At 60.1% G+C, this 17,012-nt stretch carries 21 protein-coding genes; 8 read left to right on the plus strand and 13 right to left on the minus strand.

What is annotated here, in order from left to right; genetic code table 11:
• Window positions 1–92: 92 nt before the first annotated feature.
• From AC07YV_RS23620 to AC07YV_RS23635, 4 genes are all read right to left on the minus strand, one after another.
• A complete protein-coding gene (locus AC07YV_RS23620; RefSeq protein ID WP_102701588.1) occupies window positions 93–1,052 on the minus strand; it encodes an AraC family transcriptional regulator in 960 nt (319 codons plus the stop codon).
• Window positions 1,053–1,247: 195 nt separating this feature from the next.
• On the minus strand, window positions 1,248–2,177 hold the full coding sequence (catA, locus tag AC07YV_RS23625) for a catechol 1,2-dioxygenase (RefSeq protein ID WP_102701589.1): 930 nt from the start codon (window positions 2,175–2,177) through the stop codon (window positions 1,248–1,250).
• A 55-nt stretch (window positions 2,178–2,232) separates the two neighbouring features.
• Entirely contained in the window at window positions 2,233–2,523 is a 291-nt protein-coding gene (gene catC / locus AC07YV_RS23630) for a muconolactone Delta-isomerase (RefSeq protein ID WP_007978984.1), read from the minus strand.
• Window positions 2,524–2,533: 10 nt separating this feature from the next.
• The gene (locus AC07YV_RS23635) at window positions 2,534–3,673 is read right to left on the minus strand and encodes a muconate cycloisomerase family protein (protein ID WP_165824816.1); all 1,140 of its coding nucleotides are present in this window, start codon (window positions 3,671–3,673) and stop codon (window positions 2,534–2,536) included.
• 124 nt (window positions 3,674–3,797) lie between these two features.
• On the opposite strand from AC07YV_RS23635, the gene AC07YV_RS23640 reads away from it, so the two are divergent.
• The gene (locus tag AC07YV_RS23640) at window positions 3,798–4,685 is read left to right on the plus strand and encodes a LysR family transcriptional regulator (protein WP_102701591.1); all 888 of its coding nucleotides are present in this window, start codon (window positions 3,798–3,800) and stop codon (window positions 4,683–4,685) included.
• A 174-nt stretch (window positions 4,686–4,859) separates the two neighbouring features.
• Here AC07YV_RS23640 and AC07YV_RS23645 read toward each other — a convergent pair whose 3' ends face one another.
• Together AC07YV_RS23645 and AC07YV_RS23650 are read right to left on the minus strand one after the other, a co-directional pair.
• A complete protein-coding gene (locus tag AC07YV_RS23645; RefSeq protein ID WP_102701593.1) occupies window positions 4,860–5,099 on the minus strand; it encodes a DUF1652 domain-containing protein in 240 nt (79 codons plus the stop codon).
• Between the two features lie 118 nt (window positions 5,100–5,217).
• Window positions 5,218–6,117, minus strand: coding sequence for a polysaccharide deacetylase family protein (locus tag AC07YV_RS23650; protein WP_102701594.1), 900 nt, complete (start codon window positions 6,115–6,117; stop codon window positions 5,218–5,220).
• Between the two features lie 173 nt (window positions 6,118–6,290).
• Between AC07YV_RS23650 and AC07YV_RS23655 the strand changes: the two genes are divergently transcribed.
• Together AC07YV_RS23655 and AC07YV_RS23660 are read left to right on the plus strand one after the other, a co-directional pair.
• Window positions 6,291–6,971 carry an SOS response-associated peptidase family protein gene (locus tag AC07YV_RS23655; RefSeq protein WP_102701595.1) on the plus strand — a complete coding sequence of 227 codons (681 nt, stop codon included), beginning with the start codon at window positions 6,291–6,293 and terminating at the stop codon, window positions 6,969–6,971.
• 260 nt (window positions 6,972–7,231) lie between these two features.
• Window positions 7,232–7,507 (plus strand): hypothetical protein, encoded by a 276-nt coding sequence (locus tag AC07YV_RS23660; protein ID WP_102701607.1) that lies wholly within the window; start codon window positions 7,232–7,234, stop codon window positions 7,505–7,507.
• 49 nt (window positions 7,508–7,556) lie between these two features.
• On the opposite strand, the gene AC07YV_RS23665 is transcribed toward AC07YV_RS23660, so the two are convergent.
• The 3 genes from AC07YV_RS23665 to AC07YV_RS23675 form a co-directional block, all read right to left on the minus strand.
• Window positions 7,557–7,703: a hypothetical protein gene (locus AC07YV_RS23665; protein ID WP_007978995.1), complete on the minus strand. Its 147-nt coding sequence runs from the start codon at window positions 7,701–7,703 to the stop codon at window positions 7,557–7,559.
• 65 nt (window positions 7,704–7,768) lie between these two features.
• On the minus strand, window positions 7,769–8,080 hold the full coding sequence (locus AC07YV_RS23670; protein ID WP_165824817.1) for an AzlD domain-containing protein: 312 nt from the start codon (window positions 8,078–8,080) through the stop codon (window positions 7,769–7,771).
• A complete protein-coding gene (locus AC07YV_RS23675) occupies window positions 8,080–8,778 on the minus strand; it encodes an AzlC family ABC transporter permease (protein WP_041474903.1) in 699 nt (232 codons plus the stop codon). Before AC07YV_RS23675 ends, AC07YV_RS23670 begins: the two co-directional genes overlap by 1 nt.
• Before the next feature lie 169 nt (window positions 8,779–8,947).
• Here AC07YV_RS23675 and AC07YV_RS23680 point away from each other — a divergent pair, with 169 nt between their 5' ends.
• From AC07YV_RS23680 to AC07YV_RS23690, 3 genes are all read left to right on the plus strand, one after another.
• The gene (locus AC07YV_RS23680) at window positions 8,948–9,883 is read left to right on the plus strand and encodes a sensor domain-containing diguanylate cyclase (RefSeq protein ID WP_102701597.1); all 936 of its coding nucleotides are present in this window, start codon (window positions 8,948–8,950) and stop codon (window positions 9,881–9,883) included.
• Between the two features lie 286 nt (window positions 9,884–10,169).
• The gene (gene dapA, locus AC07YV_RS23685) at window positions 10,170–11,045 is read left to right on the plus strand and encodes a 4-hydroxy-tetrahydrodipicolinate synthase (protein ID WP_102701598.1); all 876 of its coding nucleotides are present in this window, start codon (window positions 10,170–10,172) and stop codon (window positions 11,043–11,045) included.
• Between the two features lie 60 nt (window positions 11,046–11,105).
• On the plus strand, window positions 11,106–11,480 hold the full coding sequence (locus tag AC07YV_RS23690) for a DUF2784 domain-containing protein (protein ID WP_102701599.1): 375 nt from the start codon (window positions 11,106–11,108) through the stop codon (window positions 11,478–11,480).
• Window positions 11,481–11,554: 74 nt separating this feature from the next.
• Here AC07YV_RS23690 and AC07YV_RS23695 read toward each other — a convergent pair whose 3' ends face one another.
• Both AC07YV_RS23695 and AC07YV_RS23700 read right to left on the minus strand, forming a co-directional pair.
• Entirely contained in the window at window positions 11,555–13,099 is a 1,545-nt protein-coding gene (locus tag AC07YV_RS23695; protein ID WP_102701600.1) for a sensor domain-containing diguanylate cyclase, read from the minus strand.
• Between the two features lie 81 nt (window positions 13,100–13,180).
• Window positions 13,181–13,708 carry a DUF3087 domain-containing protein gene (locus AC07YV_RS23700; protein WP_102701601.1) on the minus strand — a complete coding sequence of 176 codons (528 nt, stop codon included), beginning with the start codon at window positions 13,706–13,708 and terminating at the stop codon, window positions 13,181–13,183.
• 234 nt (window positions 13,709–13,942) lie between these two features.
• Between AC07YV_RS23700 and ppnN the strand changes: the two genes are divergently transcribed.
• Both ppnN and AC07YV_RS23710 read left to right on the plus strand, forming a co-directional pair.
• Window positions 13,943–15,316 carry a nucleotide 5'-monophosphate nucleosidase PpnN gene (gene ppnN / locus AC07YV_RS23705; protein WP_102701602.1) on the plus strand — a complete coding sequence of 458 codons (1,374 nt, stop codon included), beginning with the start codon at window positions 13,943–13,945 and terminating at the stop codon, window positions 15,314–15,316.
• A gap of 88 nt (window positions 15,317–15,404) precedes the next feature.
• The gene (locus AC07YV_RS23710; RefSeq protein ID WP_102701603.1) at window positions 15,405–15,845 is read left to right on the plus strand and encodes an NUDIX hydrolase; all 441 of its coding nucleotides are present in this window, start codon (window positions 15,405–15,407) and stop codon (window positions 15,843–15,845) included.
• Between the two features lie 167 nt (window positions 15,846–16,012).
• Here AC07YV_RS23710 and AC07YV_RS23715 read toward each other — a convergent pair whose 3' ends face one another.
• Together AC07YV_RS23715 and AC07YV_RS23720 are read right to left on the minus strand one after the other, a co-directional pair.
• A complete protein-coding gene (locus AC07YV_RS23715) occupies window positions 16,013–16,336 on the minus strand; it encodes a DUF6124 family protein (protein WP_102701604.1) in 324 nt (107 codons plus the stop codon).
• Between the two features lie 335 nt (window positions 16,337–16,671).
• The coding region (locus tag AC07YV_RS23720) for a hypothetical protein (RefSeq protein WP_494990357.1) at window positions 16,672–17,012 on the minus strand (341 nt) is incomplete at its 5' end.

Raw genomic sequence — 17,012 nt, forward strand, 5'->3', positions numbered from 1 at the left:
GCCGAAGGCTGCGATCTTTTGATTTTGCTTTTTAAAAATCAAAGTCAAAAGATCGCAGCCTTCGGCAGCTCCTACAGGGGGTGTGCGTGATTTCAGTAGCGGCGTTTGAGGGTATCGGACGGCAATTCGCCGAACTGCTTGCGGTAGCTGTCGGAGAAGCGTCCCAGGTGCAGGAAGCCGTAGTCCATGGCCACTTCGGTGATGTTGCGCACGTTGCAGGTCGGGTCGCTGAGGCAGGCTTTGATGGACTCGAGGCGCTTGCGGCGGATGTAGTTCTTCGGTGTGTCACCGGCATTGCGTTCGAACAATCCGTACAGCGAACGCAGGCTCATGTGGGCCTGGCGCGCCAGTGCTTCGCTGTCGATGTCCTGCTTGAGGTTATGGGCGATGTAATCGGCAATCGCTTCGAACGTGGCCGTCTGCGAGCCCAGGTCGAGGCGGCTGACGTTGGTCTTCATCAGGCTGAGCATCTTGCTGACGATGATCTGCGTGTAATGCTCCTGCACCCTGGGGATCTGCTCGGTGGATTCGGCCTCCTGGCAGATCATCGCCAACAGGTTGACGAAACCTTCCAGTTCATTGAGCTGATAACGGTTTTCCAGAAACCGCACGCCCTGCTCCGGATAGCGCCAGCGCTGCTCATCGCAGACCGATTCAAACAAACGGGTCGGGACCTTGAGGATGAATTTTTCGCAATCGGCAGAGTACGTCAGGTCCACCGGATCGTCGGGGTTGATCAGCAGCAATTCGCCGGGGGCGAAGTAATGCTCCTGGCCGTGTCCACGCCACAGGCAGTTGCCGCGCAGCAGCACTTGCAGGTGATAAATGCTGTCCAGCGCACCGGACGTCACGCGCACACTGGCACCGTAGCTGATGCGGCACAGGTCGAGGCTGGCGAATTTGCGATGATCAAGGCTGGCCAGCGGGCTGCCGGCACGGGGCATGAGAATGCAGTGATTACCGACGTGCTGATTGACGTAGCCCGACACGGCGTAAGGGTCGGCATGGTCGAACACCCGGCTGCGCTGACTCAACAGTTGCGCTTGCATCATCAGGTCACTCTCGTTGTTGTTATGAGTTGCGTCGGGGCATTCTAAGGCACTGCGTACGGCGATGTGTCAATGGACTGACCTGTGGAAGCTACTTGTAGGAGCTGCCGCAGGCTGCGATCTTTTGATCTTGTTTTTTTAAAAATCAAAGTCAAAAGATCGCAGCCTTCGGCAGCTCCTACAGGGGGGCGCGGATTATCAGTCTTCCAGGGCGCGGACCCGTTCGTGGCGCTGTTGCTCTTGCGGCTGGGCAGAGGATTGCAGGGTGAAGTCGAAGTCGATTTCGGCAAAGCGACCGCTCACGCCATGGGCCGCTGCGCGCTGCTGATCGTCGCTGAAGGTGATCTTGGCGATCAGTTCGTCGCGGGTGGCGTAGGCGAAATCGTCGTGCAGGTATTGATCGCCGTCGAGGTTGATCTGGGTGGTCAGGTGGCGATGATCCGGCGCGGAAATGAAGAAGTGCACGTGCGCCGGGCGCTGGCCATGACGGCCCAGTTGATCGAGCAGTTGCTGGGTCGGACCGTCCGGTGGGCAGCCATAGCCCGACGGCACGATGCTACGGAAGCGGTAACGGCCTTCGGCGTCAGTCACGATGCGGCGACGCAGGTTGAATTCCGACTGCGAGGCATCGAAGTACGAGTAGGTGCCGCCGGTGTTGGCGTGCCAGACGTCCACCACGGCACCGGCCAGTGGTTCGCCGGCGGTATTGAACACGCGGCCTTGCATGAACAGGGTCACGCCCGGATCGACGCCGTCATCCAGACGCGCCTCGCCCTCGGACAGCGGCGCACCGGCCACGTACAACGGGCCTTCGATGGTGCGCGGGGTGCCGCCGGTCTTGCCGGCCTGCTCGTCTTCGGCGTCCATCAACAGGTCGAGGTAATGCTCCAGGCCAATACCGGCCACCAGCAACCCGGCTTCCTGGCGCGCGCCCAGCACGTTGAGGTAGTTGACGGCTTTCCAGAACTCTTCCGGGGTCACGGCCAGGTCTTCGATGATGTTCACCGAATCACGCAGGATGCGGTAGACCAGCGCCTTGGTCCGTGGATTGCCGGCGTCGTTGAGCAGGCCGCTGGCTTCTTCGAGAAATTTCTGGACTTCGGCAGTGTGGGAAATCTTGACGTTCATTTTTCAGGGTTCCTCATCTTGTAATTATGGGCGTAGCGAGCTGAACAGGCGAGGCTCAGCGGTCATCGTCACGGATGGAAGAAGGATGCCGGCACATCGCGTCGATTTCGATGGCCATGTAGGGAAACAATGGCAATTGCATCAGCAGGTCATGCAGTTCCTGAACGCTGTCGACATCGAACACGCTGTAGTTGGCGTAGTGCCCGGCGATGCGCCACAGGTGACGCCACTTGCCCTGCTCTTGCAGGCGCTGGGCCAGGGCTTTTTCGTCAGCCTTGAGTCTGGCCGCCGCCTCCGGATTCATGTCGACCGGCAGGTTCACGGTCATTTTTACGTGAAACAGCATAATGCTCTCCTCAGGCTTGATGAGTGGTCTTGTCGCGACGGAAGAACGCCAGGCGCTCTTCATCCAGGCTCAGGCCCAGGCCCGGTGTTTTCGGCACGTGCAGTTCAAAATCGCGATACACCAACGGCTCGCTGAGAATGTCTTCTGTCAGCAGCAGCGGGCCGAACAGTTCGGTGTCCCACGCCAGTTTGTTCAACGTGACGAAGGCATGGGCCGACGCCATCGTGCCCAGGCCGCCTTCGAGCATGGTGCCACCGTACAGGGCGATGCCGGCTGCTTCAGCGATGCAGGCGGTGCGCAACACGGCGCGCGGACCGCCGTTCTTGGCGATCTTCAGGGCGAATACCGAGGCCGCGCCTTCGCGGGCCAGGTTGAACGCATCTTCCACGCATTCGATGGATTCGTCGGCCATGATCGGCGCCGGGCTCATGGCATTCAGGCGAGCCATGCCGGCGCGGTTGTTGCGCGAGATCGGCTGTTCGATCAGGTCGATGCCGTTGCTGCCGAGGATTCGGCAGGCACGTAGCGCGACGGCTTCGTCCCACGCCTGGTTGACGTCGACACGCACGCTGGCGCGGTCACCCAGGGCTTTCTTGATGGCGATGACGTGGGCCAGGTCGCGGTTGACCTCGCCGGCACCGATCTTCAGCTTGAAGATGCGATGGCGGCGCAGGTCGAGCATTTTTTCCGCTTCGGCGATGTCTTTTTCCGTGTCACCGCTGGCCAGGGTCCAGGCGACGGGGAGCGCATCACGCACGCGTCCACCGAGCAATTCACTGACCGGCAGGCCAAGGCGTTTGCCCTGGGCGTCGAGCAGCGCGGTTTCGATACCGGATTTGGCGAAGGTATTGCCACGGATGCTGCGCTCCAGGCGCAACATGGCGGCGTTGACGTTGCCGCTGTCCTGGCCGATCAACAAGGGTGCGAAGTGCGTGTCGATGTTGGTCTTGATGCTGTCCGGGCTTTCATTGCCGTAGGCCAGGCCACCGATGGTGGTGGATTCGCCGATGCCTTCGATGCCGTCGGCGCAACGCACGCGGATGATCACCAGGGTCTGGTTCTGCATGGTGTGCATGGCCAGCTTGTGCGGGCGGATAGTCGGCAGATCGACGATGATCGTCTCGATCGACTCAATGGCAGTTGCAAGCATTTCGATACCCGTCAGGTTCTTGAAGTTCTGAGTCGGATTCTCATACGGCTTTTTCCGGGCGGCCAATATAGAATTGGTCTGGCTTGATACCTTAAAGGTATTCAATTGAAAATCCGGAGGCCCCATGGAACTGCGTCACCTGCGTTACTTTCAGGTGCTGGCTCAAACCCTCAACTTCACCCGCGCGGCGGAGCGCCTGCACATCGCCCAACCGCCGTTGAGCCGGCAGATCCAGCAACTGGAGGACGAACTGGGGGTGATGCTGCTGGAGCGCGGCCGCCCGCTGAAGTTGACCGACGCCGGGCGGTTTTTCCATGAACACTCCACCGCCCTGCTCGAACAACTGAACAAGGTCTGCGACAACACGCGGCGTATCGGCCTGGGTGAAAAGACCTGGCTGGGTATCGGCTTTGCGCCATCGACCCTGTATGGCGTGCTGCCGGAACTGATCCGCCGGTTACGCAGTGGCGAACCGCTGGAGCTGGAATTGGGCCTGTCGGAAATGACCACCCTGCAACAGGTGCAGGCATTGAAGGCCGGGCGCATCGACATCGGTTTTGGCCGGATCCGCATCGACGACCCGGCCATCGTCCAGACCGTGCTCACCGAAGACCGCCTGGTCGCCGCCCTGCCCGCCGGCCATCCGTTGCTCGCCGGCCCCATCAGCCTGCGGGAACTGGCGAGGGAACCCTTTGTGCTGTACCCCGGCAATCCACGGCCGAGTTACGCCGACCATGTGATCGCGCTGTTTGAGTCCTACGGGGTGAGCATCCACGTCGCGCAGTGGACCAACGAACTGCAAACGGCGATCGGTCTGGTAGGGGCGGGAATCGGGGTCACGCTGGTGCCGGCCTCGGTGCAACTGCTGCACCGCGACGACATCGGTTTCACACCCTTGCTGGAAGACAACGCGACCTCGCCGATCATCCTCAGCCGACGGGTGGGGGATGTTTCGCCGGGGTTGAACCATTGTTTGCGGATGATTGATGAGCTGTTGCCGCCGGCGACTTGAGGTATTGAATACCTGTGGCGAGGGAGCTTGCTCCCGTTGGGCTGCGTAGCGGCCCCCAAAAGGTCATTACATTCATCTCAAAGAAACGGGTAACGGCTTTTAGGGCCGCTTCGCGCCCCAGCGGGAGCAAGCTCCCTCGCCACAGGACGGTGCATGCATTCGATCAGCGAAGTATCAGCCCGCAAACGCCCGGCGCCCGGCCTTCATCTCGGTACGCAACTCGCCGATAAAATCAGAGATGGCGCGCACGCTGGTCAGTTCGGCTGTCGAGACACCGCTGATCAGCAGCTCCACCCGCCCGGTGACGGGGTCGTAGACTTCGATGCGCAGCAGCCCGAGATTCTCGGTGCACTCGCACGACAGTGGCTCAAAACCGGACTCTACGATGTTGCAAAGCACTGAAATAGGAACCATGACCGATGCCTCGGCGGCAGTTGATCGGATTGGATCCGTTTCAGAATAGATACACTTTGCGAATCTGCACAAGAAATCATTCGCAATTACTGTTAACCAGCACTCATTCCTGCTCGTTTTAACGGGCGTTCCGGCCCCAGATCCAGTTCCAGAACCCCGGCAACTCGACGGGCTGAGAGCCATCGCGCACGGTTCGCGCCATGGCCGCCCGCTGTAGCGCAGCCTGGTCGTCGTAAAACGGCTTGTCCGCGGTTTTCACCCCGGTCTCCCGGGCGCTGTCGAGCAGAATCTGCAGGTATTCACGGGTATGCCGGGCGGTATAGCGATTGAGGTCGTGAAACGTCACCACGACCGGAATCACCCCGTCGACCACCGGCAATTCGCCACGAGCCATGCGTTCGCGCACTTCAGACATCGAGCGCAGCATGTGCGACCGGCGTCGGGGGCTGGCGTTGAAGCCCCAGATCTTGCCGTCATTGGCGCTCAAGTCCGTGAGCAGCACGTGCAGGCCATGCTGCTGATAAGCGGCGAAGGTGCGCTTGTCGTAGTTCCAGAATGGCGGGCGCAACAGGGTTGGGGGGGCACCGGTGATCGCCGCGATGTCGGCGCTGCCATCGGTCAGGGCCTGCTCCAGCTCTTGCGGCTCCAGCGAGCGATGATTGGTGTGCCAGGGCGTTGCCGTGTGAAAGCCCAGAATGTGACCTTCGGCGTGTTCGCGCCGCATGATGTCACGGCCCAACTCACTGCCACCGGCGCGCGGCGCGCGGGTCTGCACGAAAAACACGGCTTTGATCCCCGGCTGCAGCGGGTTTTGCGCCAGGCTCTCAAGCACCGTGACGGTCGGATTCCACCAGCTCGATGCACTGGGACCGTCATCGAACGTCAGCAGAAAACGGATGGGCGGTTGCGCCTGCAAACGCTGTTCGGTCTGCGGCGTCATTGCAATAGGTGCGGCGATACAACCCAGCAAGCCAACTGCCAGGGCGCACACCGTTAAACACTTGAACCACTGTTTCATCTTTTGCCTTGGGCCAGACCATCAGGATTGAAATACAAGTTGACGGGAATCCTTTGCCCGAGACGCCGGGCCGAGGTTGGATAAGGTACACAGAGTTTGGTTCCAGTGCTTGCCAAGCCCGTTTCGTTGCCACCAACTAAACTGAAAAAAATGCTCAACCAGAGTGTCAGGCCATGTGCGGACGACTGTCGCAATACCGCGGGATTCACGACTTCGTGGCGGTGCTGAGCATCCCCGACGCGCTGGTCAACCACGTCGGCAACGAACCCCTGGCGCACTATAACGCTGCGCCCACCACGCAACTCGCCCTGCTGCACCTGGAGAACGAGCGGCTGCACGCCGACGCCGTGCGCTGGGGTTGGCGGCCGCACTGGGCAACGGATCGCACGGAGCCGATCAATGCCCGGGTCGAGAAAGTCGCCCACGGCCCGTACTTCCGGGCCATCTGGCCGCATCGCGCGATCTGCCCGATCGATAACTGGTTTGAATGGGTGGACGCCGGTGACGGCAACAAACAACCCTGGCTGATCCGGCGCCGGGACCGGGCGCCGGCTTTCTGCGCAGCCATCGGCCAGTACCCCATCGGCGGAGCCCCGCACAGGGAGCACGACGGTTTCGTGATCCTCACGGCAGACAGCGCAGGCGGCCTGCTTGATGTGCATGACCGGCGGCCGGTGGTGTTCTCGCCCGAGCTGGCGCGGGAATGGCTGGACCCGGCCACGCCCAAGGAAAGAGCCGAGGAAATGGCGTTTTCCCAGGGCGAGGTCAGTGACGTATTCGAGTGGTACAAGGTGGACAAGGCCGTCGGCAATGTCAGGAACCAGGGCGCTGCATTAATTGAACAAGTGCCCTGAACTTATCAATAACGACAGCAAGGCGGTCATGAATAAAAACCGCTCATACAAACATGAGCGCTAAAAATTACACAGGCTGTTTCGTTCAATTGACAACAGCAATTGGAACGTTTGTACCGCCTGTCAGACTCCATCGTCGAGATAGATACAATCCCGAGGACTACGGCTAGCATTCGCGCCGAATTTCCAGCAACGCCATTAGTTGACCAAAGAGTCAATGATCAGGGAAATCTCAACAACAAGCCTTGCAGAGATCTAAATTGCGCGACGACTATAAAAACGATCAAGTCGCGGGTCTGGCGTGCGTTCATCTTACAAAGACGGAGCACTACCCACTCGCCTGCTTCATCAAGCAATACATACAAACCCGCAACCTTCGATCTGTTCCCGACATCCATGAAATCCTGAGTTCAACCCTTGAAAACTATCCGGGCAAACCGCCGGTCATGGTCAACGAGCTGAACGCATGGATCGACAGGACATTGGGATATCGTGCAGCCCACCCCGACTTTCCAGAGATCCTGGAACAAGGGTGATCACAACAAAGCCCCGCTCGAAAAAGCGGGGCTTTGTCGTTTGGGGTGATCAGAACTTGCGGTCAGGCTCTGACAGTTCCGTACCGTCGTCAGGATGCTTCCAGTCCGGTACCGAACGCTTCTGCTGCTCAATCTCTTCTTCCGTGGGTTCGTCCACGTCTTCTTCCGGGTCCGGACGCTTGGGTTCATTGGCCATGTTCACCTCTCTTCCTGAAGGGATCGGTCATCCCCTTTAAGCTTAGATCAGTTCCCCTGCCCCGCTCAGAGCCACCAGCGCAGCAAAAAGAAAAAGCCCATGCTCAACAGCATGCTGAGCAACGTATTGCGCGTGTAAAGCACCAGCCCCACCGCCACCAGCGAACTGATCAGATAGGGGTTGTCCCAATGCAGGTTCAGCTGTTTTTCCGGCATGAACACAATCGGCCCACAGATAGCCGTCAACATGCCCGGTACGGCAAACCCGAGGAATTGCCGGGCATTGCTGCTCAGGCGCACCGGCAGGCGCGGTTCGAGAAAAACGTAGCGGTTGAGGAACACCAACACGCCCATTCCGATAATCACAGCCCAGACCATCATGTGCGTCCACCGTAGAATTTATTGCAGACAAACCCGGCAGTCATCCCCGCCAGCCCCGACAGCACCAGCGCTGAACCCCATTGCCAGTAGCTGAACAGCACCGAGCAAAACAGCGACACCGCCACGCACACCACGGTCGGCACGTTGCGGACCACCGGGGTGATCAGGGCAATGAAGGTGGCCGCGATGGAGAAATCCAGGCCCAGGTGTTCAAGGCCCGGAATGCTGCTGCCGAGCACAATGCCCGCCAGGGTGAACAGGTTCCAGGCGATGTAGAACGTCAGGCCCACACCCAGGGCGTACCAGCGGTTGAATTGCTGCTTGTCGTGCTGGCTGGTCAGGGCGAACAGCTCATCGGTGAGCAAGAAACCCAGGCCTGCACGCCAGCGCCCCGGCAATGGCGAAATCACCGAACGCATGCTCATCCCGTAAAGCAAATGCTGGGAGGTCAGCAACAGCGTGGTGAGCAGGATCGAAAAGATCCCGGCACCGCCCTTGAGCATGCCGATGGCCACCAGTTGCGCCGCACCGGCAAACACAATGCTCGACAGGCCCTGGCCTTGCAGGGGCGTGAGGTTGGCTTCGATGGCCATGGAACCGGCCAGCAAGCCCCAGGGCGCGGTGGCCAGGGACAGCGGCATGATCGCCGCAGCCCCGCGCAGAAAGGCGCTGCGCGGCATGAGTGAGTTGGGCATGACAGTCTACAGACAGGGAAAGACCTGAGACTTTGCCAGCTGTGGCGGCCAATGGCTTGAACAATCTTGCTCACTCAGACGCCTGCGTGCCATTCATCGGCTGCCCGCTTGATTCGCCTCGGTGGTAGCAACATGATGGCCCTGCATTTTTCATCGAGGCAGGCCCTTCATGATTTCAGCCGAAACCGACAGCGACGTTTACAAAACCCTGCTTGAGTCGACCAAAGCCATTCCCTGGCGCATCGACTGGAAAACCATGACCTTCAGCTACATCGGGCCACAGATCGAAGAACTGCTGGGCTGGAAGCAGCACAGCTGGGCCTCGGTCAATGACTGGGTCGAGCGCATGCACCCGGATGACCGCGACTACGTGATGGACTTCTGTGTCTCGCAATCGCGAGCCGGCATCGATCACGAGGCCGACTATCGCGCACTGACCGACAGCGGCGAGTACGTGTGGATCCGCGATGTGGTGCACGTGGTGCGCAAGGACGGCGAAGTCGAGGCGCTGGTGGGGTTCATGTTCGATATCAGCGAGCGCAAGAAAACCGAAGAGCACCTGATCCGCCTGCAAAAACAACTGGAGGAGTATTCCTTCCAGGACGGCTTGACCGGCATCGCCAACCGCCGCATGTTCGATACCGTGCTGGAGCGCGAGTGGAACTCGGCCCAGCGTACCGGCTTGCCGTTGTCGGTGATGGTGCTGGATATCGACTACTTCAAGCAGTACAACGACCACTACGGTCACATCAAGGGCGACGAATGCCTGCGCCGCGTCGCGCAAACCTTGTCCCTGGCGGCGAACCGGCCACGGGATTTCATCGCCCGGATCGGCGGTGAAGAGTTCGTCTGGCTGCTGCCGGAAACCGATGCCGAATCCGCACGGCTGGTGGCGCACAAATGCCTGCACCTGATTCGCCAGCAGCAGATCCCCCATGAATTCTCGAACGTGTCGAAACTGCTGAGTATCAGCCTCGGCGTCGGCACCACCCTGGCATCGATGCATGCCACGGCCCTGGAGTTCGTCGAGCAGGTCGATCATCTGCTCTACAAGGCCAAGCACAATGGCCGGATGCGCGCCGAGTTCGCTGATTTTCGTGATTGACAAAAGGCGCGCCGGCTTTTAAAACTGGGCGCCTCACTCAGGGTGTAAGCAAGTATGTCCGCAACCTTCAACTTCAACTTTTCCGTCATTGGCTTGATTGCCAAGGCGCAAGGTTGCGTTGCGCACGCCCTCAAATCGAAGAAACAGTCGCTCATGTGACCGGGGCGCGCTGTCCCGTCAGATGAGCTGACAGGACATTGAGCGCGACGGACCACACGCCCCTTGCTTACTCTCCTTTCATGCCCCTGACGGTGACGAAATCGGTCAACCATCAGGAGAAAAAAGCATGTCAGCGTTTCAGGGTATCTGGGTTCCACTGGTCACCCCCTTCCACAACGGCGCCATCGATTTCGTCGGCTTGCGCCGGCTGGTCAGCCATCTGCTGGAAAAAGGTGTCGACGGCCTCATCGTTTGCGGCACCACCGGCGAGCCGGCGGCGATGGGCAAACATGAACAACTGGCAGTGCTTGATGCGGTGCTGGAGTTGGTGCCGGCGCAACGGGTGGTCATGGGCCTGGCCGGCAACAACCTGACCGAGTTGTTGCAGTTCCAGAGCGAGATCCTCAAGCGCCCGGTGGCGGGCCTGCTGGTGCCGGCGCCGTATTACATCCGCCCGTCCCAGGCCGGCCTCGAAGCGTTTTTCCGCACGGTCGCCGATGCCTCCAGCGTGCCACTGATTCTCTACGACATTCCCTACCGTACCGGCGTGGCCTTCGAACAGGCGACCCTGCTCAACATCGTCGCCCACGAGCGGATCGTCGCGATCAAGGATTGCGGCGGTAACTTTTCCAACACCCTCGCCTTGCTCGATAGCGGCCATGTCGACGTGCTGTGCGGCGAAGACAACCAGATCTTCAATGCCCTGTGCCTGGGCGCCAAAGGCGCGATTGCCGCGTCGGCGCATGTCCATCCGGAACTGTTCGTGCAGTTGCACCGGCAGATTCGCGACAACCAATTGGCTGAAGGCCGCGCCACGTTTTTCCGTTTGCTGCCGCTGATCAACAGCCTGTTCCTGGAGCCCAACCCGGCCCCGGTGAAAACCGCGCTGGCCCTGCAAGGCTTGATCGGTGACGAACTGCGCGCACCGATGCAACGCAGCAGCGAATCGATGACCGAGCGTTTGCAAGGCGTGCTCAGGACATTGGATCGCGACAATCGATAGAGCGCCCGCCACCGGCCCGAGTACCATGGAGCGATTCGATCAGCCTTCAGGGGCACCGACATGCTGTACCGAATCGCCGCCGACGGGCTGATGCTGTTTCACCTGTCGTTCATTGTGTTTGTCGTGTTCGGCGGGCTGCTGGTGCTCAAATGGCGCCACCTGATCTGGTGGCACCCGCCCGCGGCGCTGTGGGGGATGGCGGTGGAATTCTTCCACCTGCCCTGCCCGCTGACCGACTGGGAAAACCGCATGCGCCAGGGGGCCGGGCAAACCGGCTATGGCGGTGGGTTCATCGAGCATTACATTTGGCCGGTGATTTACCCGGCGGGCCTGACGCCCGGCATTCAGCTGGGTTTGGGCAGCCTGGTGTTGGTGATCAATGTGTTGGTCTATCTTCGATTGATCAGGCAGTGGCGATTGCGGCGGGCAACCTGAGGCCAGGATCAAAAGATCGCAGCCTGCGGCAGCTCCTACACAGGGAACGGACCGATTTGCCTGACGCCTGAGCCTCAGTTGGCAATCACACTCATGTTGCGCCCACTGGCCTTGGCCACGTACAGCGCCTTGTCCGCCGCACCGATCAGGTCTTCGGAGCGAACTTGGGAAGTACCATTGCTGGCACACACGCCAATGCTGACGGTGACGGCGCCTTCCGGGCTGTCGCTGTGGGCAATAGCGGCCTGCAGCACCGCGCGACGGATTTTCTCCGCCACCAGGAATGCCCCCACGTAGTCGGTGCCGGGCAGCACCACCGCAAACTCCTCGCCACCATAACGGGCGGCCAGGTCACCGGGGCGCTTGATGTTGTCGGTGATGATCGCACCGACCTTGCGCAAACACTCATCACCGGCCAGGTGACCGTAGCGGTCATTGAACGGTTTGAAATGATCGACATCGATCATCAGCAGCGCCAGCTCGGTCTGGCTGCGCCGGGCACGGCCCATTTCGGCATCGATGAACGCGTCGAACTGACGCCGGTTGGCCAGCCCCGTCAGCGCGTCTTTCAGGGCCAGGCCCTCGAGGTTGCGATTGACCTCCAGCAGCTTGTCCTGGGTGTCCAGCAACTCGACCTGCACCAGGTTCTGCTGCTTCATCAACTTGATCAGCCGGAACCCCAGTACCCCGAGAACACTGAGCAACAGCGTGACGATGCCGGCGCTGAGCAGCGTTTCCTTGCGCCAACTGGCCAGCACTTCATCCTTGTTCAGCGCGACAAAAACGATCAGCGGATAACCCTCGACCCGGCGATAGCCCGTTACCCGCTCGACACCATCGATGACCGACGTGATCGTGGCCGTGCCCGCATCGCCCTTGGGCAACAACTGGGTGAACAACGGGCTCTTGGCGAGACTGCTGCCGATATCCGCCTCCTTGAAGGGTCGGCGAATGATAATGCTGGCGTTGTCGGCGATCAGGGTGATCACGCCGTTGCTGCCCATGTCGATGCTGTCGTAGAGCTGCAGGAAATGACTGAGGTAGATCGTCGCCAGTGCCACGCCAGCAAAACTGCCGTCGGGATGATTGAGCCGACGTGAAACCGTCATGATCCACTCGCCGCTCGAACGGCTCTTGATCGACGGCCCGATGTGCGGCCCTCGGCTGGGGTTGTCGCGATGGAAGATGAAGTATTCGCGGTCGGAATTGTTGACGCCGGTTTGGCCGGCGCCATTGGAATTGGCGAGCCACTGGCCGTTTTCGTCGAAAATGAACAAGCCATGGAGCTGGCTCAACTCACTGCGCTGGGCGTTGAGCAATGGCGGCAACCGGGATTGATCCACGCCGTCGTGTTCCAGGCGATCGACCAGCGTGAAGAGCAGCGTATCGGCCTGCTTGATCGTTGCCTGCGCTTGCGAAGCCAGGGTCTGTGCCAGGTTGGACATCACCACTTCCTTGTCATGCAGGTGGTACTGGCGTGAGCTCCAGGCTTCCCAGATCACGATAGCCACCATCGACAGGCACACCGCCACCAGCAAGGTCACCGCCGAGCGGACCTTGAGCCTTGGCACGACTGGCCGACGCATTTCAATTTGATCGTTGATCAATGGATGTCCCATGGTGCTCCCTGTGTCGATGACGGACGAACCTTCCTGATCGCCGTTTTTGCTCACTATGCCCGAGCCGGGCTCGTCATGATGTTAGCGCGGCGTCTGCTTTACCGCCTCCAGCCACGCCGGATCCAGCCGTGTCTGTTCGATTTCGATGCCCTGGGCTTGCATCCGTTCCTTGTGCTGGTCCATTTCGCGGATCAACTGGCCGTGGTCACTGGAGTTGCCATCGAGTTGATGCATCTGGTTCAAGCCCAAATGGTAGAAACGCAACAGCTTCATCGCAACCGGATCACCCCGCTCCACGGCCGCCGTTACATGATGCATGACATTGGTGATGCTCATCAGGCTGCGCTTGAGCTGCCAACTGTAGACCGCAGGCGCCATCCACGCCTGATGCCAGAACACCTTGCGCATCAGCACCACCATCGCCAGCACGGCAACGAACACGCCACCGACGTTGAAGCGCAGATTGTCGCCCGCCGGCGTGCCGAACAGCGCCACCGCCGCCGTGGACAGCAGCATCGCCAGCGCCAGGAAGATCAGGGCAATGATGACCGTGCTGCGCCGCGTCTGTTGCCGGTAGGTGTCAGCGTTCATCGGCTGGATTTCGAACATTGCGTCGGGTTTCCTGAGCTGAAAGGGTAAAAAGGGGGCTGAGGCAAAAAGACAGCGTGCCATTATCGCCTCTGCGAGGGATTTAGCTATGCTGGGGCTCCTTTTCATCTTTTCATCGTCAAGCGGGGGACATGGCGAGACCGCGCAGTTCGTGCCATCTTCTTTCATGAATACACATTATTCGGATGCCATTCGTAGTTGCTGTGTGAATGACATCGTTTTAAGGATCATTGAATGACCCAACGCCAAGTTATCAACGCCTCCGTCAGTCCAAAAGGCAGCCTGGAAACGCTCTCGCAACGGGAAGTCCAGCAATTGAGCGAGGCCGGTTCCGGCAGTACCTACACCCTCTTCCGCCAGTGCGCCCTGGCCATCCTCAACACCGGCGCCCATGTCGACAACGCCAAGACCATTCTGGAAGCCTACAAGGATTTCGAGATCCGCATTCACCAGCAGGACCGCGGCGTACGCCTGGAACTGCTGAACGCCCCGGCCGACGCCTTCGTCGACGGCGAAATGATCGCCAGCACCCGGGAAATGCTGTTCAGCGCCTTGCGTGACATCGTCTACACCGAAAACGAACTCGACAGCCAGCGCATCGACCTGAGCAACTCCCAGGGCATCAGCGACTACGTCTTCCACCTGCTGCGCAACGCCCGCACCCTGCGCCCCGGCGTCGAGCCGAAGATCGTGGTGTGCTGGGGCGGGCACTCGATCAACACCGAAGAATACAAATACACCAAGAAAGTCGGCCACGAACTGGGCCTGCGCAGCCTGGACATCTGCACCGGTTGCGGCCCCGGCGTGATGAAAGGCCCGATGAAAGGCGCGACCATCGCCCACGCCAAGCAACGCATCCACGGCGGCCGCTACCTGGGCCTGACCGAACCCGGCATCATCGCCGCCGAAGCGCCGAACCCGATCGTCAACGAACTGGTGATCCTGCCGGACATCGAAAAACGCCTGGAAGCCTTCGTCCGCGTCGGTCACGGCATCATCATCTTCCCGGGCGGCGCCGGTACGGCCGAGGAATTCCTGTACCTGCTGGGCATCCTGATGCACCCGGACAACGCAGGCCTGCCCTTCCCGGTCGTCCTCACCGGGCCGAAACATGCCGCTCCGTACCTGGAGCAACTGGACGCGTTCGTCGGCGCCACCCTGGGCGACGCCGCCAAGCAGCACTACCAGATCATCATCGATGACCCGGCCGAAGTGGCGCGCCAGATGACCCAGGGCCTCAAGGCGGTCAAGCAGTTCCGCCGCGAGCGCAACGACGCATTCCACTTCAACTGGCTGCTGAAAATCGACGAAGGCTTCCAGCGCCCGTTCGACCCGACCCACGAAAACATGGCCAACCTGAAACTGAGCCTCGACCTGCCCTCCCACGAACTGGCGGCCAACCTGCGCCGCGCGTTCTCCGGCATCGTCGCCGGCAACGTCAAGGACAAAGGCATCCGCCTGATCGAAGAGCACGGGCCCTACCAGATCCGTGGAGACGCGGCGATCATGCAACCGCTGGACCTGCTGCTCAAAGCCTTCGTCGCCCAGCACCGCATGAAACTGCCGGGCGGCGCGGCGTATGTGCCGTGTTATCGGGTAGTGGCTTAACCTTTCGGTGTAATAACGCCGACATGAGCTTTACCGTCGCGGACCGCAGTGAAAGCTGCGGTTCGCGTCACTCTATGGAAAGAAAAAAATGCGCCAACGTCATTCCGCCAGGCTGCTGGTGATCAATCCCTCGCAACAGGTTCTGCTGTTTCACTTCCGGCACAAAGGCGATGCCCTCGACGGCCAAAGCCACTGGGCGACACCCGGTGGCGGGCTTGAGCCGGGTGAATCCTTTGAGGCTGCGGCGGTTCGTGAATTGTTTGAAGAAACGGGTTTACTCATCGACACGGTGGGTCCGAGCGTTGCAGAGCGCAGTTTTCCGATGATGCTGCCAAGCGGCGAAACGGTGCTCTCGGTTGAACGGTATTTTGTGGTTCATACCGACAGTGAACACCTGTCCCGTGAGGGATGGACAGCTCACGAAGTCCGGGTCATGGCTGACCATAAGTGGTGGTCCGTAGCCGAACTGCGAGAGACCCGGGAAACGGTGTGGCCTGAGCACTTGATCAAGATGTTGGAAAGCGCCTGAAGCGTTCCGGCGTACATAAACCCTGTGGCGGGGGGGCTCGCCCCCGTTCGGCTGCGAAGCAGTCGTAAAACCATTCAGCGCGGTCGGCCTGAAAAACCTCATCGCCTGTTTTGGGGCCGCTACGCAGCCCAACGGGGGCAAGCCCCCTCGCCACAAAAACTCGGTGTTTAGTCCAGTGGGGCGACGTTATCCAGTGCGCGGTTGACCGCCAGGTCCGCCAGCATGATCACCTGCTGGATCCCCAACAACATGCTGCGTTGCGGACCATCCAGGAATGTTGCGAAATCACTGGCCATGACGCTCACCGACGCCAGCGATTCACAGGCATGGGTCAACAGGCTTTCGGTGTCGATGTTCGGTGCGATGGTGAACATCGTGCTGGGGTTGTGGGGGGCGTTGTTTTTGAGGATGGCGGGTTTTAGGTGGAGGCCGGATGCACGTTGGTTGGTATCGGCTTCTGATTCGGGGGGATTGGGTGTGGGTTTGACCATGACGAAGCTCCTTGATTGATGGAGCCGCCACAATTCGCTGCGAAACGAAGAAGGTGGCGGCCATACGCAGGTTCGCAGACCGGGAATCAAGGAACCCGGCAGACCCGAAAGTCTCCCGCGCACAGCCGCCATAACGCAAAACAGTGGGCGAACAAAAGCGCCAACTGCAAGGCAATGGTGGCGCTGAGCGCCTTGATTAACCTGGGCTGCGAAACCCGGTCGCTGAATTTGCAGCGATCGGGTAACGATAGAGTCAGGGGTCAAGGCCCACAAGCCGGCGGATTCTGGCGTAGTTGTAGGCAACGACGCAAGGTGGTGTAGCCTCACTCCTGGTCCTACAGCCTTGCCTGACATCCATAATTTCTGGCCATTTTGATGGTGTGAGGCAGAGGATTTTCGTTGGCTGTCAGGCCGCCTTCGCGAGCAAGCCCGCTCCCACAGGTGCTGAGTACAGTTCCAAGGAATTGGTCGGCTGTCAGGCCGTCTTCGCGGGCAAGCCCGCTCCCACAGGTGCCGAGTACAGCGCCAAGAAATTGGTCGGCTGTCAGGCCGTCTTCGCGAACAGGCTCGCTCCCACAGGTGCTGAGTACAGCTCCAAAAAATTGGTCGGCTGTCAGGCCGTCTTCGCGAACAGGCTCGCTCCCACAGGTGCCGAGTACAGTTCCAAAAAATTGGT

This window comes from Pseudomonas sp. GW456-E7 (assembly GCF_059424105.1).